This window comes from Pseudonocardia sp. DSM 110487 (assembly GCF_019468565.1).
Classification (GTDB): domain Bacteria; phylum Actinomycetota; class Actinomycetes; order Mycobacteriales; family Pseudonocardiaceae; genus Pseudonocardia.
This window is the reverse complement of sequence record NZ_CP080521.1, coordinates 2,602,035-2,625,144: the sequence shown is the minus strand read 5'-3', so window position 1 is coordinate 2,625,144 and position 23,110 is coordinate 2,602,035. Positions and strand designations below refer to the sequence as shown.

General features: G+C 70.5%; 25 protein-coding genes. 12 read left to right on the top strand and 13 right to left on the bottom strand.

Features of this window, described 5'->3' with window-relative positions; genetic code table 11:
• The first annotated feature begins 92 nt into the window (after positions 1 to 92).
• Together K1T35_RS11975 and K1T35_RS11970 are read left to right on the top strand one after the other, a co-directional pair.
• Positions 93 to 995 carry an N-acetylmuramic acid 6-phosphate etherase gene (locus K1T35_RS11975; RefSeq protein ID WP_220260236.1) on the top strand — a complete coding sequence of 301 codons (903 nt, stop codon included), beginning with the start codon at positions 93 to 95 and terminating at the stop codon, positions 993 to 995.
• Positions 996 to 1,026: 31 nt separating this feature from the next.
• Entirely contained in the window at positions 1,027 to 1,854 is an 828-nt protein-coding gene (locus K1T35_RS11970; protein WP_220260235.1) for a CPBP family intramembrane glutamic endopeptidase, read from the top strand.
• Here the strand turns inward: K1T35_RS11970 and K1T35_RS11965 are convergent, their stop codons facing one another.
• Positions 1,855 to 2,820, bottom strand: coding sequence for a TauD/TfdA family dioxygenase (locus K1T35_RS11965; RefSeq protein WP_220260234.1), 966 nt, complete (start codon positions 2,818 to 2,820; stop codon positions 1,855 to 1,857).
• A gap of 19 nt (positions 2,821 to 2,839) precedes the next feature.
• Positions 2,840 to 3,850: a LacI family DNA-binding transcriptional regulator gene (locus K1T35_RS11960; RefSeq protein WP_220260233.1), complete on the bottom strand. Its 1,011-nt coding sequence runs from the start codon at positions 3,848 to 3,850 to the stop codon at positions 2,840 to 2,842.
• Positions 3,851 to 3,911: 61 nt separating this feature from the next.
• Between K1T35_RS11960 and K1T35_RS11955 the strand changes: the two genes are divergently transcribed.
• Positions 3,912 to 4,814 carry an SMP-30/gluconolactonase/LRE family protein gene (locus tag K1T35_RS11955; protein ID WP_220260232.1) on the top strand — a complete coding sequence of 301 codons (903 nt, stop codon included), beginning with the start codon at positions 3,912 to 3,914 and terminating at the stop codon, positions 4,812 to 4,814.
• Here K1T35_RS11955 and K1T35_RS11950 read toward each other — a convergent pair.
• Both K1T35_RS11950 and K1T35_RS11945 read right to left on the bottom strand, forming a co-directional pair.
• Positions 4,760 to 5,167 carry a carboxymuconolactone decarboxylase family protein gene (locus K1T35_RS11950; protein ID WP_220260231.1) on the bottom strand — a complete coding sequence of 136 codons (408 nt, stop codon included), beginning with the start codon at positions 5,165 to 5,167 and terminating at the stop codon, positions 4,760 to 4,762. The genes K1T35_RS11955 and K1T35_RS11950 overlap by 55 nt on opposite strands.
• 9 nt (positions 5,168 to 5,176) lie before the next feature.
• Entirely contained in the window at positions 5,177 to 5,929 is a 753-nt protein-coding gene (locus K1T35_RS11945) for an SDR family NAD(P)-dependent oxidoreductase (RefSeq protein ID WP_220260230.1), read from the bottom strand.
• A gap of 283 nt (positions 5,930 to 6,212) precedes the next feature.
• On the opposite strand from K1T35_RS11945, the gene K1T35_RS11940 reads away from it, so the two are divergent.
• The 5 genes from K1T35_RS11940 to K1T35_RS11920 all read left to right on the top strand — a co-directional run bounded on the left by K1T35_RS11940 (position 6,213) and on the right by K1T35_RS11920 (position 10,997).
• A complete protein-coding gene (locus tag K1T35_RS11940) occupies positions 6,213 to 7,532 on the top strand; it encodes an ABC transporter substrate-binding protein (RefSeq protein ID WP_220260229.1) in 1,320 nt (439 codons plus the stop codon).
• Between the two features lies 1 nt (position 7,533).
• Positions 7,534 to 8,415, top strand: a complete 882-nt coding sequence (locus tag K1T35_RS11935; RefSeq protein WP_220260228.1) for a carbohydrate ABC transporter permease — start codon at positions 7,534 to 7,536, stop codon at positions 8,413 to 8,415.
• A gap of 11 nt (positions 8,416 to 8,426) precedes the next feature.
• Positions 8,427 to 9,329, top strand: a complete 903-nt coding sequence (locus K1T35_RS11930; RefSeq protein ID WP_220260227.1) for a carbohydrate ABC transporter permease — start codon at positions 8,427 to 8,429, stop codon at positions 9,327 to 9,329.
• 337 nt (positions 9,330 to 9,666) lie between these two features.
• Entirely contained in the window at positions 9,667 to 10,122 is a 456-nt protein-coding gene (locus tag K1T35_RS11925) for a hypothetical protein (protein ID WP_220260226.1), read from the top strand.
• Positions 10,119 to 10,997 carry a TIGR01777 family oxidoreductase gene (locus tag K1T35_RS11920; RefSeq protein ID WP_220260225.1) on the top strand — a complete coding sequence of 293 codons (879 nt, stop codon included), beginning with the start codon at positions 10,119 to 10,121 and terminating at the stop codon, positions 10,995 to 10,997. Before K1T35_RS11925 ends, K1T35_RS11920 begins: the two co-directional genes overlap by 4 nt.
• Positions 10,998 to 11,012: 15 nt before the next feature.
• On the opposite strand, the gene K1T35_RS11915 is transcribed toward K1T35_RS11920, so the two are convergent.
• The 4 genes from K1T35_RS11915 to K1T35_RS11900 are packed head-to-tail and all read right to left on the bottom strand — an operon-like array spanning position 11,013 to position 15,023.
• Positions 11,013 to 11,849, bottom strand: a complete 837-nt coding sequence (locus K1T35_RS11915; RefSeq protein ID WP_220260224.1) for a sugar phosphate isomerase/epimerase — start codon at positions 11,847 to 11,849, stop codon at positions 11,013 to 11,015.
• Positions 11,846 to 12,772, bottom strand: a complete 927-nt coding sequence (locus K1T35_RS11910) for a carbohydrate ABC transporter permease (protein ID WP_220260223.1) — start codon at positions 12,770 to 12,772, stop codon at positions 11,846 to 11,848. The genes K1T35_RS11915 and K1T35_RS11910 overlap by 4 nt, the downstream gene beginning before the upstream one ends.
• Complete coding sequence (locus K1T35_RS11905) at positions 12,769 to 13,665, bottom strand: carbohydrate ABC transporter permease (protein ID WP_220260222.1); 897 nt, start codon at positions 13,663 to 13,665, stop codon at positions 12,769 to 12,771. Before K1T35_RS11905 ends, K1T35_RS11910 begins: the two co-directional genes overlap by 4 nt.
• A 14-nt stretch (positions 13,666 to 13,679) precedes the next feature.
• On the bottom strand, positions 13,680 to 15,023 hold the full coding sequence (locus K1T35_RS11900; protein WP_220260221.1) for an ABC transporter substrate-binding protein: 1,344 nt from the start codon (positions 15,021 to 15,023) through the stop codon (positions 13,680 to 13,682).
• A gap of 125 nt (positions 15,024 to 15,148) precedes the next feature.
• Here K1T35_RS11900 and K1T35_RS11895 point away from each other — a divergent pair, with 125 nt between their 5' ends.
• Positions 15,149 to 16,174 carry a LacI family DNA-binding transcriptional regulator gene (locus K1T35_RS11895; RefSeq protein ID WP_220260220.1) on the top strand — a complete coding sequence of 342 codons (1,026 nt, stop codon included), beginning with the start codon at positions 15,149 to 15,151 and terminating at the stop codon, positions 16,172 to 16,174.
• Here K1T35_RS11895 and K1T35_RS11890 read toward each other — a convergent pair.
• Positions 16,137 to 16,355 (bottom strand): hypothetical protein, encoded by a 219-nt coding sequence (locus tag K1T35_RS11890; protein WP_220262539.1) that lies wholly within the window; start codon positions 16,353 to 16,355, stop codon positions 16,137 to 16,139. The two genes, K1T35_RS11895 and K1T35_RS11890, sit on opposite strands and share 38 nt — an antisense overlap.
• Positions 16,356 to 16,606: 251 nt before the next feature.
• Positions 16,607 to 17,488, bottom strand: a complete 882-nt coding sequence (locus K1T35_RS11885) for a helix-turn-helix domain-containing protein (protein ID WP_220260219.1) — start codon at positions 17,486 to 17,488, stop codon at positions 16,607 to 16,609.
• A 146-nt stretch (positions 17,489 to 17,634) separates the two neighbouring features.
• Here K1T35_RS11885 and K1T35_RS11880 point away from each other — a divergent pair, with 146 nt between their 5' ends.
• The 3 genes from K1T35_RS11880 to K1T35_RS11870 are packed head-to-tail and all read left to right on the top strand — an operon-like array spanning position 17,635 to position 20,123.
• The gene (locus K1T35_RS11880) at positions 17,635 to 18,483 is read left to right on the top strand and encodes an SDR family oxidoreductase (RefSeq protein ID WP_220260218.1); all 849 of its coding nucleotides are present in this window, start codon (positions 17,635 to 17,637) and stop codon (positions 18,481 to 18,483) included.
• Positions 18,484 to 18,502: 19 nt separating this feature from the next.
• Positions 18,503 to 19,267, top strand: coding sequence for an SDR family NAD(P)-dependent oxidoreductase (locus tag K1T35_RS11875; RefSeq protein ID WP_220260217.1), 765 nt, complete (start codon positions 18,503 to 18,505; stop codon positions 19,265 to 19,267).
• 10 nt (positions 19,268 to 19,277) lie between these two features.
• Complete coding sequence (locus tag K1T35_RS11870) at positions 19,278 to 20,123, top strand: SDR family oxidoreductase (RefSeq protein WP_220260216.1); 846 nt, start codon at positions 19,278 to 19,280, stop codon at positions 20,121 to 20,123.
• A 13-nt stretch (positions 20,124 to 20,136) separates the two neighbouring features.
• Here K1T35_RS11870 and K1T35_RS11865 read toward each other — a convergent pair whose 3' ends face one another.
• The 3 genes from K1T35_RS11865 to K1T35_RS11855 all read right to left on the bottom strand — a co-directional run bounded on the left by K1T35_RS11865 (position 20,137) and on the right by K1T35_RS11855 (position 23,076).
• Entirely contained in the window at positions 20,137 to 20,322 is a 186-nt protein-coding gene (locus K1T35_RS11865; RefSeq protein WP_220260215.1) for a DUF5605 domain-containing protein, read from the bottom strand.
• Between the two features lie 466 nt (positions 20,323 to 20,788).
• The gene (locus tag K1T35_RS11860) at positions 20,789 to 22,249 is read right to left on the bottom strand and encodes a DUF4038 domain-containing protein (protein WP_220260214.1); all 1,461 of its coding nucleotides are present in this window, start codon (positions 22,247 to 22,249) and stop codon (positions 20,789 to 20,791) included.
• Entirely contained in the window at positions 22,246 to 23,076 is an 831-nt protein-coding gene (locus tag K1T35_RS11855) for an NAD(P)-dependent oxidoreductase (protein ID WP_220260213.1), read from the bottom strand. Before K1T35_RS11855 ends, K1T35_RS11860 begins: the two co-directional genes overlap by 4 nt.
• Positions 23,077 to 23,110: the final 34 nt, after the last annotated feature.

Below are 23,110 nucleotides of genomic sequence, written 5' to 3'. Positions count from 1 at the left end.
CGGCAGTGTGCAGGATCTGGACTAGACCTGCAAGCAACTGTCGTGCTCTAAGGTGGGCGGCACCGCTAACCAGGTCTATACCTAGGAGCCTCATGGACAACCCCGTCGCGTTGGACCTGCTGCCCACCGAGCAGGTGCGGCCGGGCCTGGAGGACCTCGACATCCGGCCCGTCGACGACGTCGTCGGTGAGCTGCTCGCCGCCGAGGCAGGCGTCGCAGCAGCGCTGGACGCCGCCAGGGCCGAGCTCGCCGTCGCGGCGGCGGCGATCGCCGAGCGACTCGGACAGGGCGGGCGCCTGGTCTACGTCGGCGCCGGCACGCCCGGCCGGATCGCGGCGCTCGACGCCGTGGAGTGCGGGCCGACGTTCGGCGTGCCCGACGGCACCGTCGTGGCCGTGGTGGCAGGCGGGGTGGAGGCGGCCGGCCGGGCGCTCGAGGAGGCCGAGGACGACGCCGAGGCCGCTCGGGAGAGCCTCTCGAAGCTGCGACTGTCCGACCGGGACGTCGTCGTCGGGCTCACGGCATCGGGACGCACCCCCTTCGTCGTCGAGGCACTGGCCGCGGCCCGCACGGCGGGCGCCTGCACCATCGCCGTGACGAACAACGCAGGCACCCCCGTCGCCCGCGACGCAGACCACCGCGTCGAGCTGCTGACCGGGCCCGAGGTGGTCGGCGGCTCCACCCGCCTGACGGCAGGCACGGCGCAGAAGATCGCACTGAACGTGCTGTCGACGGCGGCGATGATCCACCGGGGCCGGACCTACGGGGCCTGGATGGTCGGGGTACAGGCAGGCAACGACAAGCTGCGCCGCCGGGCCGCGCGGATCGTGCAGGAGATCACCGGCGTGACCGCGGACCGGGCGGCCGGCGCGCTCGACGCCGCCTCGGGTGACACGGCGGTGGCCCTCGTGATGCTGGTGCGCGGCGACGACCCGCCGGCCGCCCGCGTCCGCCTGCAGGCCGCGGGCGGTCACGTCCGGAAAGCGTTGAGCTAACCAACCCACCAGCCGCACCGAGCTACCCCGCATGACCCGGTCCGGCTCGTCGACGCGCTCGTCCGCCCTCCGCGAGGCCGGGGTCTTCCTCGGGATCGCATACGCGCTCGCGCTGGCGATCGCGCTCGCGCTTCCCCGAGCCGGGATCGCCCCGCTGATCAGCATCCTCGTGCCGGTCATCGCGGTCGCGATCACCGTGCCCGTCATGCTCCCCCGTGGTGAGCGGCGAGCGGCCTGGGCCGCCGTGGGGTTCGGGCGCCCGCCATGGCGATCGATGCTCGTCGGTGTGGTCGGGACGATGGCCGTCCTCGCCCTGAGCTACGCGATCGCCGCCGCGGTCGGCGTCGTCCGCTTCACGGCCCCGGACGGCGGCATCGGAGGCTGGGTGCTCGAGCTGGTGCTCACGCTCGTGGTGTTCGGGGTGGTCCTCCTCGGCGAGGAGATCGGGTGGCGCGGGTTCCTGCTGCTCAGGTTCGGTGCCGTCATGTCCGGCCGCCGCGCAGTACTGGCCACGGGCGCCTGCCAGGCGGCCTTCCACTTGCCGCTGCTGACGCTGACCACGACGTACCAGGCGGAGGGGAGCCGGTGGATCGTCGTGCCGATGGTGATGGCGACGCTGACGCTCGCCGGAGTCTGGTACGGCTGGCTGCGGCTGTGGTCGGGCTCCATCTGGCCCGTGAGCTACGCCCACAGCGCCTTCAACAGTGTCCTCCAAGGCGGTCCCCGGGTGGTGATCGCCACCTCACCCGCCGCGATGGCCTACACGACGACGGAGACCGGCGTCGTGACGCTGCTGATCGTCCTCGTCATGGCGGTGTACCTGCTGACGCGGCGGGCAGGTGACTTCCGGGTTCCCTAGTCACCAGCACCCGGGTTCGCTGCCGATGATCGGCTCGGACGGCCTGCCGTCGACACCCACGGGCACCTCACCGGCCAGCATCACCCGGTGCATGATCCTCGGGGCACCGAGGTGGGCGTGGTCGCTGGGGGCCAGGTGGATCGTGGCGCGGTTGTCCCAGAAGGCCACGCTCCCCGGCTCCCATCGGAAGCGGACCGTGTACTCGGGCCGGACGGCCTGCTCCAGCAGCATGTCCAGGATGGCCCGGCTCTCCGCGCGCGAGACGTCGACGATGCGCTCGACGTAGTAGCCGTTGACGTGAAGCACCCGCTCCCCGGTCTCGGGATGCACGCGCACCAGCGGGTGCACCGATGCGACCTGGTGGTCCAGCAGGTGGCGGGCGTAGGCGTCATCGCCTGGTCGGGGCTGGTAGCCGACGCCGAGCCGGTGCTCGGCCCTCAGGCCCGCCACGAACTCCCGCACCGGCGCGGACAGCCCGGCATACGCCACCGCCAGGTTGGACCACATGGTGTCACCGCCGTAGGGCGGCACCGCCTCGGCGCGCAGAATGGTTGCGGCCGGCGGGTCGACCCGAGCGCCGTGGTCGCAGTGCCAGCCGCGCAGCAGGGTGTGCCTGCGGCGCTCCAACCACTCGTCGTGCTCCATGCCGAACCGCCCGCCCAGCTCCAACCGGTCGGCGGTGGTCTCGATCTCCGGGAAGTCAGCAGGGGACGCGCTCCCGCGCCTGCCCAGCGCGACGGGCTGCCCGAACCGCCGCGCGAACGCCACGTGCCCGGCGTGGTCCAGCCGTTGCCCCCGGAAGAACACGACCTTCCAGCGCAGCACCGCCGCCCTGATCGCCGCGACCTGGGCGTCGTCCAGGTCGTCCGCCAGATCGACGCCCGTGATCTCGGCCCCGATGTACCCGGCGACCGGATTCACCTCGATCCCGGCTGCCTGCTCCACCGTTCCTGGGTCCCTCGTCATGCACCCTCCATACGTGTGATCACGGGCCTGACGCCACCGAGCTCGCCCGAACCACCAGCTCCGGGTCGAACACGAGGTGCCGCTCGCCGACCGTGCCCGCGATCTCGTCCAGCAGCAGGTCGACGGCGGCGAAGCCGAAGGCCTCGTGGGGCAGCCGGACGGAGCTGAGCGGGATCAGCGACGCCTCGCCGAACTCGATGTCGTCGTAGCCGATCAGCGCGACGTCCTCCGGCACCCGGACCCCGCCCGCCACCAGCACGTGCATGATGCCGAGCGCGAGCAGGTCGTTCACCGCGAAGATCGCGTCGGGCCGGGTGGCCTCCGGTCGGGCGAGCAGTGCCTTGCCGACCTCGGTTCCGCCGCGGATCGTCCGGTCCCGCGCGTCGATCACCTCGAGGGTGACCTCGGGGTTCGCGTGCACCGCGTCGCTCGCCCCTGTCAGCCGGTCGGCGACCTGCCGCACCCCGAACGGCCCGCCGACGAACGCCACCCGGCGTCTGCCCAGCCCGATCAGGTGCGAGGCCGCGAGGCGCCCGCCCATGACGTCGTCGATCGACAGGGATGGCTGCTCCGGCGACTGGGCGGCCTGCCCGACGAGCACCGACGGTGTGCCGCGCGACCGGATGCGGGCCAGTCGGTCCTCGATCGGCCCGTGCGAGGCCACCAGCATGCCGCTCACCTGCTGCTGCTCGAACAGCTGCAGGTAGGCGTCCTCCCGCTCCCGGCTGCGGCGCGAGTTGGCGATGAAGACGGCGAGCCCCCGCTCCGACGCCCGCTGCTCCACGCCCTCCGCGATCGCCGCGAAGTACGGGTTGCTCACGTCGGGCGCGATGTAGGCGACCGCCGTGCTCCGGCCGAGGCGCAGCTGGCGGCCCGCGTCGTTGCGGACGAAGCCGAGCGCGTCGATCGCGGTACGAATGCGCTGCGCCTTCTCGTCGGACACCTTGTCGGGGTGGTTGAGGTAGTGCGACACGGTGCCGACCGCCACCCCGGCGTGGAGCGCGACGTCGCGGATCGTCACGCGGCCCATTCTGATCTCCTCGCGCCGTCGTATCGTTTCAATCTAGCCGGTGTTCTGGCACGCTGACGACATGAACGCGCTGGTCGAGCCGGGGGCGGAGCTCGAACGGCTGTTCAGCGGGACGGAGTGGGGCGAGGGGCCGGCCTGGCTGCCCTCCACCCGGAGTGTTCGGTTCAGCGACATCCCGAACGACCGCATCCTCGAGTACGACCCGGCCACGGGGCGCACCGCCGTGCACCGATCCGGGGTCGAGTTCGTCAACGGCCGCACGGTCGATCTCGACGGACGGGTCGTGCAGTGCTCGCATGGCCTGCGCCGGATCGAGCGTGAGCACGACGGCGTGGTCACGCCCGTGGTGGAGCGGTGGGCCGGTGGCCGGTTCAACTCGCCGAACGACGTGGTGGTGGCCTCCGACGGCGCGATCTGGTTCACCGACCCGCCCTACGGGATCCACGAGAGCGGCCGGGAGGGCCATCCGGGCGTCTCCGACTACGGCGCCTGCTACGTCTTCCGGCACGACGAGACCACCGGTGACACCGAGCCGGTGATCACCGACATGGTGCACCCGAACGGCATTGCGTTCTCCCCCGACGAGTCGGTGCTCTACGTCGCCGACACCGGGTTCCTGCAGGTGCCGGACGGGCCGCGGCACCTCAAGGCCTACCCGGCCGCCGGCGGGGCCGGCAGCGTGTTCGCGGTCGTCGAGCCGGGCGCGAGCGACGGGTTCCGGGTCGACGAGGCGGGTCGGATCTGGACCTCGAGCGGCGACGGCGTCCAGGTCCTCTCCCCCGCGGGCGAACTGCTGCTGAAGATCCCCGTACCGGAGGTCGTATCGAACGTGTGCTTCGGCGGCGACGACGGACGCGATCTCTACATCACCGCGAGCACGAGCCTCTACCGGATCCGCACCGCGACGGTTCAGGCCTCACGGCCGGTCGCAGGCGGGATGTCGAGGCCCAGCTCGACGAGCTGATCGGTGACGACCCGGATCGCGTTCAGCGCCCTGGGGAAGCCGCAGTACTGCACGACGTGGATGACGGTCTCGAGGATCTCGGTCGGGGTGCAGCCCACGCGGATCGCGCCGCGGGTGTGCCCGCGCAGCTGCGGCTCCAGCCCGCCGATCGTCACCAGCGAGGCGAGGGAGAGCAGCTCCCGCTGCTGGAGCGTGAGACCCGGCCGCGAGTAGATGTCGCCGAAGTTGAACTCGACACCGAACCGGGCCAGGTCCTTGGCCACGCCCTGCTGCATCTCGAGGAGACCGTCGGACGTGCCGGGGCCGTAGACCTCCTCGAACCACCGCCTGCCGCGTTCCAGCCGCTCAGTCATGCCCTCTCCTCAGATCGAGTGGCCGCCATCGAGCGGCAGGACGACACCGGTGATGTTGACCGCCGACGCTGAAGCCAGGAACAGCACCACGTCGGCGAGGTGCTGCGGCTCCCCCAGCAGCCGGGTGGGGATCTGCGCGAGCAGGGCCTCCCGCCGCTCTGGGGTGTCGTTGTCGCGGCCAGGGGTCGCCTGCGCGCCCGGTGCCAGCGCGTTCACGGTCACGCCCCGCTCCGCGACCTCGATGGCGAGCGCCTTCGTGAGCCCGACGACCCCCGCCTTCGCCGTCGCGTACGCGGTGGCGCCGCGGACCAGCCGGCCACCCGCGATCGCGGCCACCGAGGCGATGTTGACGATGCGCCCGTCGCGGCGCTCCAGCATGTCGGGCAGCACGGCGCGCGTGGCGTGGAAGACCGAGTCCAGGTTGCGGGCCATCTGGACGCGCCACGTCGCCGCGTCCATCTCGGCGAAGGGCTTCACGGTGCCGCCGCCCGCCGCGTTGACCAGGATGTCGATCCCGCCCCATCCGTCGAGCACGGGTGTGATCGCCGCCAGCGTGGCGTCGTGGTCGGTGAGGTCGGCCCCGACCGGTCGAACCCGTTGCCCGTTCCCGTCCAGCTCGTCGGCGAGCGCCCCCGCTCGCCCCGCGTCGAGGTCGAGGATCGCGACGTCCGCGCCCGCGGCCACGAACGAGCGGACGATGACGCTCCCCAGCGCCCCCGCCCCACCCGTGACGAGCACCCGCCTCCCGCCGAACGAGCCCACGAGTCCTCCTCGGCTCTCGAAACGTTTCAACGACGGTAGCGCGACGGCCGTGGCCGTGTCGACAGCCGCGGGCGCCGTGATCGACCCCACGAGCTCATAGCCCCAGGTAACCGACCCTTTCCGACGAACGGCGCGTTCGCCGGATAGGTTCCGACCAACGCGCCGTTCGTCGGAAGAACGCGAGCCTGGTGGGCCCCACCTGCCTTGACACCCCCTTTGCACCGTGGATAACCTCCCCTCGTTTGAAACGTCTCAAGCGGCGCGTCGCGTTCGAGGAGGAACTGTGACCACGGCTCATCGTCGGCGCCCATGGCGTCGTTGCATCGTCGTCGGCGCGGCGATGACGTCCGCCGTACTGCTCGCCGCCTGCGGCGGGGGCGGCGAGAGCGGCGGGGCCGCACAGGACCCGGGCAAGCTGACGTACCTCTACAACGTCGAGAACGGCAACATCGCGCCGGTGCTGGAGTCGCTGGCCCAGGACAAGTGCGCCGCGCAGAACGCGGCGCTGCCGCTCGACATCAGCTCGATCCCGCAGGGTGAGCTCGACGCCCAGATCCAGCTGCTCGCGGGCCAGGACGCGCTCCCCGTCATGTTCGCCGCGGGTGGCACGCCGGCCGAGGGTGTGAAGCTGTGGAAAGCGGGCAAGCTCGTCGACTTCGAGCAGGAGCTGCAGAAGCTGGGCGTGCTCGACCGGATCGAACCGGCCGCGATCTCGACGATCAAGAAGCTCTACGGCGGGGCGTTCAACTTCCTGCCCTTCCAGTTCAACATCGAGGGCATCTTCTACAACAAGGCCTACTTCGCCGAGAACGGTTTCTCGGAGCCGAAGACGTGGGGCGAGCTGATGCGGATCGCCGACGCCTTCGCCGCGAAGGGGATCCAGCCCTTTGCCGCTTCCGGCGAGCAGGGCTGGCCGATCACTCGCCTGATCAGCGGCTACCTCTACCGCTCACTCGGCCCGAACGCCCTGCAGGCCGTCGCCGATGGCACGGCGAAGCTCACCGATCCGGAGTACGTGAGGGCGGCCGCCGTCATCGCGGATCTCGGCCGAAAGGGCTACCTCGGGCAGAACGTCACGTCGCTCGACTTCGACAGCGCGCAGAACGAGTTCCTGAACGGCAACGCGGCGATGTACTACATGGGCACCTGGGCGCTGTCGGCCGTGAACAACCCGGAGAAGAACCAGATCGGCCTGGACAACGTCGGGTTCATGCCGTTCCCGGCGGTGGAGGGCGGGGCCGGGTCCATCGACCAGTACCCCTCCAACGTCGGCCTGCCGTCGACGTTCGGCTCGGAGACCTTCAGCCCGCGGGTCGCGGACTGGCTCAAGTGCATGACCGAGAACTTCGGGGAACGCTCGCTCGTCGAGGAGAACACCATCTCCGGGTTCAAGATCCAGGGCGAGGTCCCCGAGCAGCCCGCGATCACGCAGGACGTCCAGCAGCGCATCTCGAACAGCACGGAGAGCGTGCTGTGGTTCGAGGCCCTGTTCAACGCGAAGGCCGGCCAGGACTCGTCGAACAACGCACCGCTGCTCGTCACGGGCCAGCTGTCGCCGGAGGAGTTCATGCAGATGCTCCAGACGGACCTCGACGCCGGCTGAGATGAGATCCGTACTCGGCGACCGCAGGGCCATTGCGATCCTGCTCGGCCCCGCCCTTCTCGTGTACACGCTCGCGATGCTCGTGCCGGTCGTGTGGTCGCTCGGCTACACGTTCTTCAAGGGCAACGCGCTCGAGGGTTTCCGGTTCGCCGGGTTCGACAACTTCGCCCGGCTCGTCGCCGATCCGGACGTGCACGAGGCGTTCGCGTTCACCGTGAAGTACGCGGCGCTCATGTCACTCGGACAGGTGGTGGTGGGCTACGCCCTCGCGCTGTTCTACGTGTTCGTGCTGCGCAGGCTCTCGTCGTTCGTCCGCACGCTCGTGTTCTTCCCGGTCGTCATCCCGACGGTGGCGATCGCGCTGCTCTACCAGAAGCTGTTCCAGTCGGCGCCCCGCGACGGTGTGGTGAACGAGCTGCTCGTGAACGTCGGCCTCGGCGGCGTCGACTGGCTCGGCGCGGGCGACACCGCGTTCATCGTCATCATCGTGATGGACCTGTGGCGCTCGATGGGCTTCTACGGCGTGCTCATCTACGCGGGGCTGCTCGACATCCCGGAGGACATCCTGGAATCGGCGAGGCTCGACGGCGCACGTCGCTGGTCGCTCTTCCGCCACATCGTGCTGCCGCTGTCACTGCCGATCCTGCTGTCGTCGGTGATCTTCAGCCTGAACGGCACCATCAAGGTGTTCGACTCCGTGCTCGCGCTCACCAACGGCGGACCGGGCACGAGCAACACGCCATTGACTCTGTACATGTACCGCACCGCTTTCGCCTACGGCGACTACGGATACGGGAGCACGATCGCGCTGCTACTCACGATCATGTGCTTCGCCGTTACGGTCGTGGTCTTCCGCTCGGCGCGACGCGACATCACGGCCTGAGGGGAGGAGACGTGGCCACCCTGACCGATCCCCGGCCCACCCTGACCGCCGAGCCGGTCCGGAACCGGCGCAGGCGCCGGAGCGTGGGCGAGCTGGTGCGGCGCGTACCGGTAGCGATCGGCATCGCCGTGTTGCTGGTGATCGAGCTGTACCCGCTGTTCTGGCTGTTCATGAACTCGCTGAAGTCCAGCCAGGAGTTCATCAGCACGCCGTCGTGGGCACTCCCCGCCGAGTTCCGCTGGGACAACTACGCGACGGCGTGGGAGACCGGCTCGCTCGCCACGACGATCCGCAACAGCGTCGTGGCGACCGTCCCCTCGCTCCTGCTCATCATCCTGCTCGGGGTGGCCGCCGGGTTCGCGCTCGAGGTGATGGTGTGGAAAGGCCGCAACACGGTGCTGCTCACCGTGCTGGCCGGCATCATGATCCCCGGACAGATGATCCTGCTCCCGCTCTTCACGATCTACTTCAACCTGCGCCTGACGGGCACCCTGTGGCCGCTGATCATCACCTACACCGCCCACGGCCTCCCGTTGACGATCCTCATGATGGCCACCTACTTCCGCGCGATCCCGCGCGAGATCTTCGAGGCCTCCACGATCGACGGGGCGAGCATCGTCCGCTCCTTCTTCTCCATCGGGTTCCCGATGGTGCGCAACGCCGTGCTCACCGTCGCACTCGTGCAGTTCTTCCTCATCTGGAACGACCTGCTCTTCGCCATCACCTTCGCCAACCGCCGCGAGCTCAACACGATCCAGGCCGGCCTGCTGAACTTCAGCGGCGAGTACGGCGCCCTCGACTACGGCCCGCTGATGGCGGCCATCTGCATCACGGTGACCGGAGTGCTCGTGCTCTACCTTTTCCTCAACCAGCGGATCATGCAGGGGCTCACGGCTGGCTCGATCAAGGGTTAGCGGTCGCGCCTTGCAAGGTCCTCAGTATCGGGTGCTCATGGCCGCAGCGAGAGCGATGAGCAACCGAGACCAGTCTGGATCATGGTGGGTGAGGGGTGGTCGACGCGTTCCCGCCTTTCATCGGTGACCGGCCGCGGAAACCATCCACACGGTCGACGTCGACCTCAGGGCTTTTCGATCTTCGACCGAGAACCCTCAGGTCGATCTCGAGCTTGTGGATGGTTTCCCGTGCGATGAAACTGTCGTCGGGCGCGCCGTTCCCGGCTCGGGCCGGCATACCTCGCGCACGAGTCCGGGTGCTCGTGCTCGCCGGCTCGAGCCCGGCTAATCTCAGTCCATGATCGATACCGCCGCCGTGGCGACGGCGGTCACGGTCGCCCACCTGGCACTGGCAGCGGTCTGGCTCGGGTCGATGATCTACAGCCTCACGGTCGTGCAACCCCGCGTCGACCGGTTCTTCCCCGACCACGTGCACCGCGAGGAGTTCCTCCTGACCCTGGCGCAGGGGAACCGCCGTCCGGTGGTCGCACTGGTCGCGGCGCTGCTGACCACCGACCTGGCGGTGCTGGTCAGCCGACCGGAGGTCCGGCTCGGCTACTGCATCGCGCTCGTGCTGTACCTGCTCGCCGGCGCCGTGTTCGTCCACGTGTCCTGGCGGCACTGGCCCGCACGGGTGTTCGCGCTGCCGGAGGAGCTGCCGGGCTTCCAACGCCGCCTCCGACAGCTCGCGTGGACGATGCTCGGGCTCGTCGGCGCGGCCTTCCTGACGACGTTGAGCGTGAGCACCGGATGAACGTGGTGATCGCCGGGGCCGGCGGCCTGCTGGGCACCGCGCTGTGCCGGTCGCTGGAGCGGGACGGCTGTGTCGTCACGCGCCTGGTCCGGCGCGCGCCGCGGGCGCCCGGAGAAGTCCGGTGGCCGCCGACGCAGGACGACCTCGTCGGCGCCGACCTGGTCGTGAACCTCGCAGGCGCGGGCCTCGGCGACCGCCGGTGGACGCCCTCCTACAAGAAGGTGCTGCTCGACAGCAGGATCGAGACGACCGCCGCGCTGGCCGAGCTGTGCGCCGAGGCCCGCCCCGCCGTGCTGATCTCCGCTTCCGGGATGCGCTGGTACGGCGTCGACCGGGGCGACGAACCGCTGACCGAGGTATCCGCCCCCGTCTCACGTGGCTTTCTTCCCCTCGTCGCCCAACGCTGGGAGGCGGCAACTCGGCCGGCGCAGGATGCCGGCGTCCGGGTGTGTCACCTCCGCATGGGCCTCGTACTCTCCCGGGAGGGCGGCGTCCTGCCGCAGCTCCTGCCGTGGTTCCGATCCGGGCTCGGAGCCACGATCGGCTCTGGCCGCGAGTTCTGGAGCCAGGTCTCGTTGGACGACACCATCCGTGCCATCCGCTTCCTGGCCGCGGATCCCCAGGCGCGCGGGCCGTACAACATCACCGCCCCGAACCCGGCGCGCAGCCGCGAGTTCGCCACCGCCCTAGCCCGCGAACTGGACAGGCCGGCCATGCTCCGGCTTCCGATCTGGCCGTTGCGCCTCGTCATGGGCGAGGTCGCACCCGAAGTACTCGGCAGCCTGCGAGTCCTCCCCGACCGGCTCACGAGGAGCGCCTTCACGTTCCGCCACCCCGACCTGGACTCGGCTCTCCGCGCCGCGCTCCAGCAGTGAACCCACGAAGATGGACTACAACCCGGCGCGGAGGTAGGCGAGATCACGGGCGGTGCGCTCGGCGAGCGGCCGGGCCGTGGAGAAGTCCTCGAGCGTGACCCAGCCGTCGTAGCCGACCTCCCGCAGGGTGCGCAGGTAGCCGTGCACGTCCACCTGCCCGGTGGGGAGCTCGTCCCAGCGGTGCTCCCACCGCACGGTGCCGTCGTCGCCGGTCTCGACGGGGTACCACGAGCAGTTCTTGACGTGCACGTGCGCGAGGTAGGGCCCGAGCATCTCGAGCCCGGCGCGGTTGTCCTCGCCGCCTTCGATGACGAGGTTGCCGAGGTCGTGGATGACGCCAACGGCCGCCGGGTCGAGCCCGTCCAGCAGCCGCAGCGCGGCCGACGCACTCGACACGATCGTCTGGTGGTGCAGCTCGACGAGGGCCTTCACGCCGTGGTGGGCGGCCCGCTCCGCGACCCACGCGAACGCCCGCCGCGCGCCGTCGAAGAGCTCCGGGTAGGGCGTCCCGTCGAGCCCGGGGGTGCGCACGCGCACCCGGCCTGCGCCGAGCTCCGCGGTGGCGGCGAGGAGCGTCTCGACGTCGTCGCGCTCGTGGCAGGAGGCGTAGCCGCCGATACCCGACATCGCCAGGCCTGCCTCCTCGGTCAGCTTCCGGATGCGCGGGACGTCGCCGCGGAGCGAGCTGAGCGGCCAGGTGCAGCGGTTGCCGGCCCAGAAGCCCGGCTCGGGGGCGTCCTGCTGGTCGACCACCCGCCACTCGACGCCCTCCCAGCCCTGGTCGGCCAGCCGGGTCACTGCCTCCTCCGGGGTCCAGTCCGGGGTGGCGGCCGTGAACACCGAGAACCTCACTTGACTCCTCCTGCCGTGAGGCCACCGACGAGGTAGCGCTGGAAGACGAGGTAGAGCACGACGACGGGCAGCGCGCAGACCAGCGCAGATGCCATCAGCTGGCCGTAGAGCGGCAGCGCGCCGCCCTCCTGGGTCTGCCCGAAGACCTGCAGGACGACGGCGGCGGTCTGGGTCTCCGGGCGGGTCATCACCGACGCGAACAACACGTCGTTCCAGCCGAGCAGGAACGCGAACACCGCCGCCACGATGATCCCCGGCCAGCTGAGCGGGATCACGATCCGGCGCAGCACCCCGATCGTGGTGCACCCGTCGATCATCGCCGCCTCCTCCAGCTCTCGGGGCAGTCCACGCAGGTAGGTGACCATCACCCAGGTGGAGAACGGCAGCGCGAAGGTCAGGTACGTGACGATCAGGCCGAAGCGGGTGCCGACGATCGTGATGTCCAGGTAGGTGCGCGCCGAGGAGAACAGCACGAAGATCGGCAGCAGCAACAGGGTGCCGGGCACACTCTGCAGCGCCACGAGCGCGCGGAGGATGGCGAGCCGGCCGCGGAACGCGACCCGCACGAGGCAGTACGCGGTGACGACGGCGAGCAGCGCGGAGACCACGGCGACCGCCCCGGACACGAGCAGGCTGTTCGCGAGCCCGCCCCCGAGGTCGACGGTGGTCCACATGTCGACGTAGTTGGTGACCGTGATCTCGTCGGGCACGACCTGTCCGTTGGCGACGTCCACGTCGGGCATGAACGAGGCCAGCGCGATGTAGCCGACCGGCACGAGCACCAGCGCGAGCAGCAGGGCCAGCACGGCGGCGCGCAGCCAGCGCGGCAGCATGGCGGTGACGTCGGGCTGGCGGTAGCGCGGCACATGCGCCGGCGGTCGCGCGGTCGTCGCGGGTGGGCTCGGCGTGTCGACGGCGGTCACGACGCACCCCGCTCACCGGTGTCGAGCCGGACGGCCCGCAGGTAGACGAAGAGCGGGATCGCGATGAGGACGATCGACAGGATCGCCATCGCCGAGCCCAGCCCGAACCGGAACGTCTCGAACGACGTGGTGTAGGTCAGCATCGGCAGCACCTCCACCGGGCGCGGCGCCGGGCTGCCGAACAGCACGAACGGCAGCGTGAAGTTGTTGATGTGGTGCAGCGTCGCGATGATCACTGCGAGCGCCAGCGGGCCGCGCAGGTACGGCAGCACCACCCAGCGCAGCTTCTGCCACCAGCTCGCGCCGTCGAGCGCCGCGGCCTCGTGTGCCTCGCGGTCGATCACCTGCAGCCCGGCGAGGGCCATCAGGTAGACGAACGGCCACGCCGCCCACGTGTCGACCAGCACCAGCGTCCAGAAGCTGCGCTCGCCGATCAGCCACATGCCGCCGTCCACGCCGAAGGCGCCGAGCGTGTGGTTCACCGCGCCGCTCGGCTGCAACAACGTTCGCCAGATCGTCGCCGTGACGAACGACGGGAGCACGAACGGCACGAGGAAGATCGAGCGCACCAGCCCGCGTCCGCGGAACCGGTTGTGCACGGCGAGCGCCGCCGCGACCCCGAGCGGCAGCGTGAGCAGCGTCGTGAGCACGCCGAACGCGACGCTCACCCAGACCGCGTGCAGCAGCCGCCCTCCGGTGAACGCCTCGCCGTAGTTCTCCACTCCGATGAACGGCGCGGCGAGCCACTCGCGCAGGCTGTACTGGTCGAGGGCGAGCAGCGACATCCAGACGGCCAGCACCGCCGGCACGGCGATGATCACCACGAGCAAGGCGCCGCCGGGGGCCATCAGCCACAGCGGACGTCCCCGGCGGGCGGTTGCGGCGCTCGTCACGGCCTCTCCCCCGCCTACTGCCCGGCCCGGTCGAGAGCGGCCTGTGACGTCCCCTGCGCCTCGGCGAGCCGGGCGGCGATGACCTCCGGCGGCACCCCGCCGGCGGCGAGCTCGGCGCGCGACTGCACGGTGACGTTCGTGAGCGCGAGCTGCACCTCCGACCATGCGCCGGTGAACGGCGTGGGCACCGCGGTGGCGCCTGCCTGCAGGATCGGGGCCAGCTGCGCGTTCGACGAGGTGACCTTCTGTGCCGCCGCGGCGTTGGTCGGAAGGTCGCCGAACACCTCGGTGTAGTGCAGCTGCTCCTCCTCGCTCGTCACCAGCTCGACGAACTGCAGCGCGAGGTCCTTGTTGTCGGAGTAGTCGGCGATGGCGATGTTGTCGCCAGAGACGATCGTCGTCGCGGGCACGCCACCGGGGGCAAGCGCGCTCTCCCCGGGTGGCACGGCCGGCATCGGCGCGTACGCGAACTTCCCGGCGACGGCGGACTTCTCGAGCGTGGGGATCGACGTCGGCGTCGTCATCAGCATCATCGCCGCCTTGCCCTCGGCGAACGAGGCCAGCGCCTGCGGGTTCTTCCACCCGACCGCCTCGGGCGAGACGATGCGGTCCTCGGTGAGGAACCCGAAGTACTCCTGGTACGCCCGCTGGACGGTGGGGTCGTCGAGGCGGACCCGGTCGCCGTCGACCAGCTTGTTGCCGTACTGGTTGGCGAACATCCAGATGAACTTCCACGGGTCGTAGTCGTCCGAGTAGGCGATCGCGGCCCCGTACACCCCGTCCTTGGTCAGCTGCTTGCCGTACTCGACGAACTGGTCCCAGGTTGTGGGCGGGCCGGAGAGGCCGGCCTGCGCGAAGAGCTCGGTGTTGTAGGCCATCGCGAACGGCCGGGACAGGAACGGGATTCCGACCTGGTGGGTGGCGTCCGGCCCGGACATCGCGAGGGTCGCGGGGGTGAACCGCTCCCGCCCACCGATCGCGGCCCACTCCGCGTCGCCGAGCTCGACGAAAGCCCTGGTGGCCTGTGCGACCGGGGTGAACGTCGTGCCGAGCGAGTAGACGTCGGGCCCCTCGCCGGAGACGACCGCCGTCTGGATCCGTTTCTGCTCGTCGGCGGCAGAAGCGAACGTCTCGAACCGGACCTCGGCACCGGTGCGCGCGCGGAAAGCGTCCTGGATGTGTGTGAACCACTCCTGCTGCTGCTCGGGATAGTTCGAGTTGGCCCCGACGAGCACGTCCAGCTGGCCGCCCCCGCCCGAGCCGCCGCCCTGTCCGCCCCCTCCACCACACGCGGCCAGCGCGAGCAGCGAGAAGACCGCGCCGACGGCCAGCACGACGGTTCTCCGGTTCGCACCCATCTGGACCTCCTTGTCCGGCGACACCGCTGTCGTTGGCGGAACGCTAGGACTCACCCGAGAGCGTGGCAACCCTTTGCCAAGAGTTGCCAAGGGCTGGCATCCTGCGGGCCCGAGGGGAGGGATCGATGGCCCCCGCCAACGGACCGGCGTCCCCGAGCCGGTCGCCCACCATCAGCGACGTCGCCGCGCGCTGCGGCGTCGCCGTCTCGACGGTCTCGCGGGCCCTCACGCGGCCCGGTCGGGTCAGCGAGGCCACCCGGCTGCGGGTCGTGGCTGCCGCGGAGGAGTTGGGCTACCAGCCCAACCCGCGGGCCCGCTCGCTGCTGTCGGGACGCACCGAGACGATCGCCCTCCTGATCCCCGACATCACCAACCCGTTCTTCTTCGACGTCATCCGCGGCACCCAGCAGCAGAGCGCGGCGGCCGGGTACGCCCAGCTGCTCGTGGACACAGAGGAGTCGGCCGATGTGGAGGCCGGCCACATCGACCGGCTGCGGAAGTCGGTGGACGGGCTGATCCTCGCGGCCTCCCGGCTGCCCGACGCGGAGCTGGGACGCGCCGCGACCACGATCCCGCTCGTCGCGCTCAACCGCAGCATCCCCGGCGTGAGCGCGGTCCTGATCGACAGCGCAGGCGGCACGGCGCAGGCCGTCGAGCACCTGGCGTCGCTCGGCCACCGCCGTCTCGCCTACGCCGGGGGCCCGACCAGCTCGTGGTCCAACGGACGGCGCTGGCGGGCTGTGCGGTCCACCGCGCAGCGGCTCGGCCTGTCGGCGGTGCGCCTCGGGCCGTTCACCCCGTTCGTCCACTCCGGGGCCGCCGCGGCCGACGCCGCGGTGCACGCGGACGCCACCGCCGTGCTCGCGTTCAACGACCTGCTCGCGATCGGCATGCTCAAGCGCCTGGCCGAACGCGGGCTGCGGGTGCCGGCCGACATCAGCGTGGTCGGCTGCGACGACATCTTCGGCGCCGACTTCTGCCACCCCACGCTCACCACCCTCACCGCACCCATCGAACGGGCCGGCCGGGTTGCCACCGACATGCTGCTGGACCTGCTCGGACGCGGCACGGGCCGCTCCGGGAGCCGGGGTCAGGAGCGGCTGCCGACCCACCTCACCGTGCGCGAGTCCACCGGGCCGGTGCGCGGATAGCGGACCATGATCGCCTCGACCGCAGCTCGGCGAACCGGGCGCTGTTCGCGCGCAACTCCGCGACCAGCCGGCGCAGCGCCTGATCGGCCGGGTACCGGCCCGCGGCGGCGCGCAGGTCGGCCACCAGGGCGGCCTTGAACGGCCCCTCGGCCTCCGGGGTGTGCCGGACCCGGGTGTTCAGGCCGAAGAAGTACCGCCAGACACCTCATCACCGCGGTCGGGGCGCAGCACCCGCCGCTGCGCCTGCTGCTGGGCACGGCCGCGTACGACATCGCCGCGGCACGGCTGGACTCCCTGCGGGCCGCCTTCGACGAGTGGCGGGGCCTCACCCGCAGCGTCGACCACCCGGAAGGCTGAGCCGCGAGGGGACAGGCGAGGTGCGCTTCGGCGAGCTTGCGGAACCCGCATCGCTGTACCTCAGGGCGGGTTCGATCAAGGGGTAGCCGGTGGCGCCAGCGCGTCGGCCGGGTTGTGGGTGGCGGCCCAGCTGGCGAGGAGCCGGAGGGCGTCGTCGTCGGGCGTGCCCTTTTCGGCGCTGAAGGCGACAAGGGCCTGGCCCGGGTCGGCGGGCAGTTCCATGACCTCGTAGGACAGGTGCAGCTCACCGACCACGGGGTGCCGGATGTGTTTGATCCCGGTGCGGTGCAGGTGGACGTCGTGGGCGGCCCAACGGACGCGGAAGGCGTCGCTGCGGGTGCACAGTTCGCCGACGAGGTCCGTCAGTTCCTTGTCGTAGGGGTTGCGGCCGGCTGCGGTGCGCAGCGTGGCCACGGCGTCGTCGGCGGCGCGTTCCCAGTCGATCCAGAAGTCATGGGCCCGGGGGTCGAGGAAGTTGAACCGGGCGTGGTTGACCGGCCGGGCAGGGTCGGCGAACACGGGTGCGAACAGCGCCACGGCCAGTGGGTTGGCGGCGAGGACGTCCAGGCGTCCGTTGAGGACGAAGGCAGGCACCTCGGTCATGCCGTCGAGGATCCGCTGCACGCTCGGCCGGACCGCTTGCGTCGGGGGCTTGCGGCGGGTGCGGGGCGCAGGGCCGGCGGCGTGGGCGAGGTCGGTCAGGTGCGCCCGCTCGGCCTCGTCGAGCTTCAGGGCGCGGGCCAGGGCCTCCAGCACGCTGTCGGAGACGCCGCGGAGGTCGCCCCGTTCGAGCTGGGCGTAGTACTCGACGCTGACCCCGGCCAGGTCGGCGACCTCACTGCGGCGCAGTCCCGGCACGCGCCGGTTGCGGCCGAAGATCGCCAGGCCTGCCTGCTGCGGCGTGATCTTGGCCCGCCGGGAGCTGAGGAACTCTTTGACCTCGGCGCGGTTGTCCACCTCTGAAGGCTAGGCGCAGATCCGAGGACGAGGGGTGTGCTGCCAGTACGCCTTTCAGCAGCAACTTCTTCGCGGTTCCGGCGCCGGGTTGCATGAGGTTCGACGCCGCTGACGCGGCACTCGAGAACCTGATGGAAGAAGAGGACATGGCTGAGAAGAAGGTCTGGCTGGTCACCGGTGCCGGCCGGGGGATGGGCGCGGACATCGCGCAGGCGGCCCTTGCGGCCGGGCACGCGGTCGTGGCTACCGGCCGTGACGCGGAGAAGGTGGCCAAGGCGGTCGGTGAGTCCGATGACCTGCTTGCGGTGCAGCTCGACGTGACCGACCCGGCCGACGCGCAGGCCGCGGTCCGGGCCGCCGTGGACCGGTTCGGCCGCATCGACGTCCTGGTCAACAACGCGGCCAACTTCTACGCCGGGTTCTTCGAGGAGATCAGCGCGGAGGACTTCCGGGCACAGGTCGAGACCAACCTGTTCGGCCCGCTGAACGTCACCCGCGCCGTGCTGCCCGTGATGCGCGCCCAACGATCGGGGCTGGTGGTGGCGATCTCGTCGACGGCCGGCATCGTCGGCGGGGAGTTCGTCTCGGCCTACGCCGCGTCGAAGTTCGGCGTCGAGGGCTGGATCGAGTCGCTGACCCCAGAGGTGGCCCCGTTCGGCATCCGCACGATGCTCGTCGAGCCCGGCTTCTTCCGCACCGAACTGCTCACCCCGGAGTCGACCAGCTACGCCGAGCCCTCGATCGAGGACTACGCCGAGCGCACCACGCAGACCGTCACCACCTGGAACGGCATGAACGGGCTGCAGGGCGGCGACCCCGCCAAGCTGGCCACGGCGCTGGTCGGGCTCGCCGGTCAGGACGAGCCGCCGCTGCGCTGGGTCGCAGGTGCCGACGCCGTCGAGGCCGTCGAGCAGAAGGCCGAGCGGCTGATCGCCGAGGTCGACGCCCACCGAGCGCTGTCCTCGTCGCTCGCACACGACGACGCACATGCCTGACGGAAAGAGGACCCACCCCATGGCATCGACCCTGACCGGCACCGTCGCGCTCGTCACCGGCGCGAGCAGCGGTATCGGCGCCGCCACCGCTCGCCGGCTCGCCGAACACGGCGCCGCCGTAGCGCTCGTGGCCCGCCGAAAGGACCGGCTGCTCGACCTGGCCACCGAGATCGAGAAGGGAGGCGGCACCGCGCTGGTCGTGGAGGCGGACATCACCGACCGCATCCAGGCCGAGGACGCCGTACAGCAGACCGTCGAGCGCTTCGGCCGGCTGGACACCTTGGTCAACAACGCCGGGCTGATGCTCCTGGGCCCCATCGTCGGCGCGGACGCCGACGAGTGGGACCGCATGATCGCCGTCAACGTCCAGGGCCTGCTGTCCACCACCCGCGCCGCCCTCCCGCACCTGCTCGAGGCCGCCGAGGACGGTCCGCGCCGGGTCGCCGACATCGTCAACATCAGCTCCATCGCAGGCCGCGTCGCCTGGAACGGCTACGGCGTCTACAACCTCACCAAGTTCGGCGTGAACGGCTTCACCGAGAGCCTGCGCCAGGAAGTCACCCGGCGGCACGTCCGCGTCGGTGTCCTCGAACCGGGCGGTGTGGACACCGAACTGGGCTCGCACAACAACTCCGAGATCCAGGCCGCGATCATCACCCCCTTCGTGGAGACGACCGAGATCCTCGCCGCCGACGACATCGCCGACGGCGTCGCCTACATGGTCACCCGGCCCCGCCACGCCTCCATCAGCGAGCTGTGGATCATGCCCACCGAGCAGGCCTAGAAGGAACCCCATGAGCAAGGTCATTCTCGTCACCGGTGCCGGACGTGGTCTGGGCACGGACATCGCACGCGAGGCCCTCGCCGCAGGCCACCAGGTCGTCGCCACCGGCCGCCGCCCCGAACAGGTCGAGAAGACCCTGGGCGGACCTCAGGACAACCTGCTGGTCACCAAGCTGGACATCACAAGCCTCGAGGACGCCGAGGCCGCCGCACAGGCCGCTGTCGACCGCTTCGGCCGCATCGACGTCCTGATCAACAACGCCGGGAACCTCTTCACCGGCTACTTCGAGGAGATCTCGCCCGCTCAGATGCGCCAGCAGTTCGAGACCAACCTCTTCGGCCCGATGAACGTCACCCGCGCCGTCCTGCCACTCATGCGCGCACAGCGTGCCGGCCACGTCATCACCATCACCTCGACCGCCGGCCTCGTAGGCATGGAATTCACTGCCGCCTACGCCGCCTCCAAGTTCGCCGAAGAGGGCTGGATGGAGTCCCTGCGCCACGACGTGGAGCCGTACAACATCCACACCACCGTCGTGGAGCCCGGCTACTTCCGCACCGAGCTGCTCGTGGACGGCTCCACCACATGGCCCGAGCTGTCAATCGACGACTACGCCCCGCGGACCGCCCCGAGGATCGAGGGCATGAGGAGCATGAACGGCCGTCAGCCCGGCGACCCGGCCAAGCTCGCCCGCGCCCTGCTGGCCATCGCCGACCAGGAAAAGCCACTGCAGCGCTTCATCGCCGGCGCGGACGCCATCGAGGCCGGGCAGGCCAAGGCCCGGGAGCTCCTCGCCCAGGCCGAGGCCTCACGCAAGCTGGGCGGCAAGCTGGCCTACGACGACACCCACGCCTGAGCGCGGTCGAATTTCAACCCGCGTCGACGTCGACCCGACGGATGCGCAGCGCCAGCGCCTCGCCCCTCGGGAGCGTGATGGGCTCCGCGTCGGCCGTTGCCTCGTTCCGCTGCACGGACACCAACGTGAACTCACGATCGACCGTCTCCACCGTCATGTTCCAGGTGTCGATCACGTCGACGACGAACCGGTCGCCCACCGGGCGGCGCAGGTCGGGTTGCGTCCGCGATCGGGGACGACACAATCGATCTGTGCGGCACGGGGCGGACCGTTCACGCGAATGGGTGTTCGGCGCTCTTGCCGGGGCCCGTTCGGCGGCGGCCGCGCCCATGATCCGAACTAGCGGTTGCTCATGGCTGTGCCGGCAGCCATGAGCAACCGCTGTGTGCGATCTTCGCTTCCATGATCCGGAGTTACGGGTGCTCATGGTCGTGGCGACAGCCGTGAGCAACCGGTACTTCGGATCATGCCCGCCGCCAGCCCGGTGCCCCAGCGCCTGTGTCGCCCGGCGCGCTCGTTCTCGGGTGACGCACCCGGTCGATGGGGTGTCTGACCGGTGACGAGGTGCGTCGACCGGCACTGGTTGCGCCGCCGCCCCGGCTCCGCCCTGCGAGATGCTCTCCGAGCCCTGCGATCAGAGGGCCGACCCTCGGGTCGAGTCGAGGTCAAGCCCGCCGGATCCGCAGCGCCAGTGCCGCGCCTGCGGGGAGCTCCACGGGCTCCGCATCGGCGGTGGCCGTGTTGCGCTCCACGGAGGTCAGCATGAACTCACGATCGACCGTCTCCACCGTCATGTTCCAGGTGTCGATCACGTCGACGACGAACCGGTCGCCCACCTGCAGGCGCTCGCCCACCACACCCTGGGGCAGCCGGAACGTCCAGGACGAAGGCGCATCCTGGCCGAGGTACTGCAAGTAGACCTGCCGTGGGATGCCGGCGGTGTAGGTGGGGTCGTCCCACTTGTCGATCGGGTCGAGGCCTGCCCTGCCGACCTCATCGAGGATTCGGCGCAGGAACGCGAGGCGGGCCGGGCTCTCGCCGCGGAACTGCCCGCCCGCGACGATCGAGAGCGTGCCGCCGTCCACGAGGAAGCTCTCGCCATGGCTGGCGTAGGTGCCGCTCACCGTCGCGATCCAGAAGCGGTGCACGAGCTCGCGGGCCGACAGGTTGCCCCATCGCTCGGCGGTGTTGCCCTCGTACTTGATCTCGTCCAGCACGATCGGCTTGCGATAGGCGTCGCGGTAGAGCAGGGCACGGCCGAACTCGGTCACCGCGGAACCGTTCTGCAGCGAAACGTGCGTGACCCACGGCTTGTTGTGGTCGTAGAGCCGGATCCAGTTGTGGATCGAGCGCAGCCGCCCGTGCGGATCGGCCTCCTGCACCGTTCGGAAGGCACCGTCCCACCGCTCCTCGGGCCGGTCGAGGATGTCGTACTCGTTGGCGAGCGACCACCAGACGTTCCGGTACGCCGACAGTCGCGCGACGAGATGGCGCAGGTAGACGTCGTCCTGTCCGGCTGTGAGGCCGTCGAGGCCGAACTGCCCGGAGTCGTAGGGGTGGAAGAGGATGACGTCGGCCTGCACGCCCACGTCCATGAGGTCGCGGACGGCGCGGTCGATCTTCCGGAAGAACGCGGGGTCGGTCCGCGAGACGTCCCACCCGTCGCCGTCCCTCGCAAACGGGAACGCGTCCGGGACATGTCCCACGTGGTTGCCGCCCTGCGGGAACACGAGGAAGCGCAGCTTGGTGAAGCCGGCCGCGGCCACCGCCTTCAGCGTCTCGCGGTAGCGGTCCTCCGGCTGGTGCAACCAGTTGTAGACGGTGGTGCCGACCGGCCGGTACGGCGTGCCGTCCGCGTACGCGAAGTGAAAGGTGCCGGAGACGCCGACCGGCCCGTGGTTACCGGGCGTCGGCGCGACGACGTCGAAGGTCCCGGTGTGCCCGTACGTCGTCGAGTACGCCCACTCCCCCTCGACGTCGGGCGAGAACCGGACGACGTGCGTCTCGTCGCCGTCGTAGAAGCCGGGGACGCGCACGGCCCGGTCGCCGTGCGTGAAGCGGGCCTCGAAGCCGGCACCCGCAGGCCCCGGGAAGCGCGCCTCGAACACGCCCCAGCGTTCCGTCATTGGTCCCTCCACAGGTGTCGGGGCACGTATCCGAGCCGTTTCGCAGCCTTGTCGATCGACAGCAGCGTCTCGAACTCGCCGAGTGCCTTGCGCAGCGGAACGCCGGGGAACCAGGTGCGGGCGAGCTCGGCGGACGGCGTGGTCAGCCCGGTGTCCGACGCGGCGACGGTGTAGACCTCGAAGCCGGGGGTGGCGTTCGCCAGCGCGAGCGAGATCGCGAGCGCCCCGTCGCGGACGTCGACGTAGGAGCCGAGCAGGTCGCGCCGATAGTCCGGCTCGCCCGCCCGCACGAACGAGGAGTACTCGTCGACGATGTTCGTGAAGCGCAGCGCCGTGATGGAGAAGGCAGGGTCCCACCGCACGAGCTGCCCGACCATCGCCTCTTCCAGGACCTTCACGAGCCCGTACGTGTTGTTGGCGGCGGTGTACTCCTCGTCGAGCGGCAGGTAGGGCGGCGGCTCGTCGAAAGGGAAACCCATCGCGGTGATGCTGGAGGCGTAGACGATCGTCCTGATCCCGGCCCGGTGGGCGCCGTAGAGCACGTTGAACGACACCGCCATGTTGTGGTGGAAGGTGGTGGCGTCCGGTACGAGCCCGTTGACGGGGATCGCGGCGAGGTGGACAAGGGCGTCCACGCCGTCGTGGCGTGCGGTCACGCCGAGGAGCGCGTCCAGGGTCTGCCCGTAGTCCCGCAGCTCGACGCGGGTGAAACCCGGGCCGCGTGCCCCGTCGAGGTCGAACCCGACCACGTCGTGGCCGTCGTCCCGCAGCCGCGCGGTGGCGGCGCGCCCCAGCTTGCCGCTGCTGCCCGTGACGGCGATGCGCATGCGACCGATCCTCGATCCTTCCTTGAAACGTGTC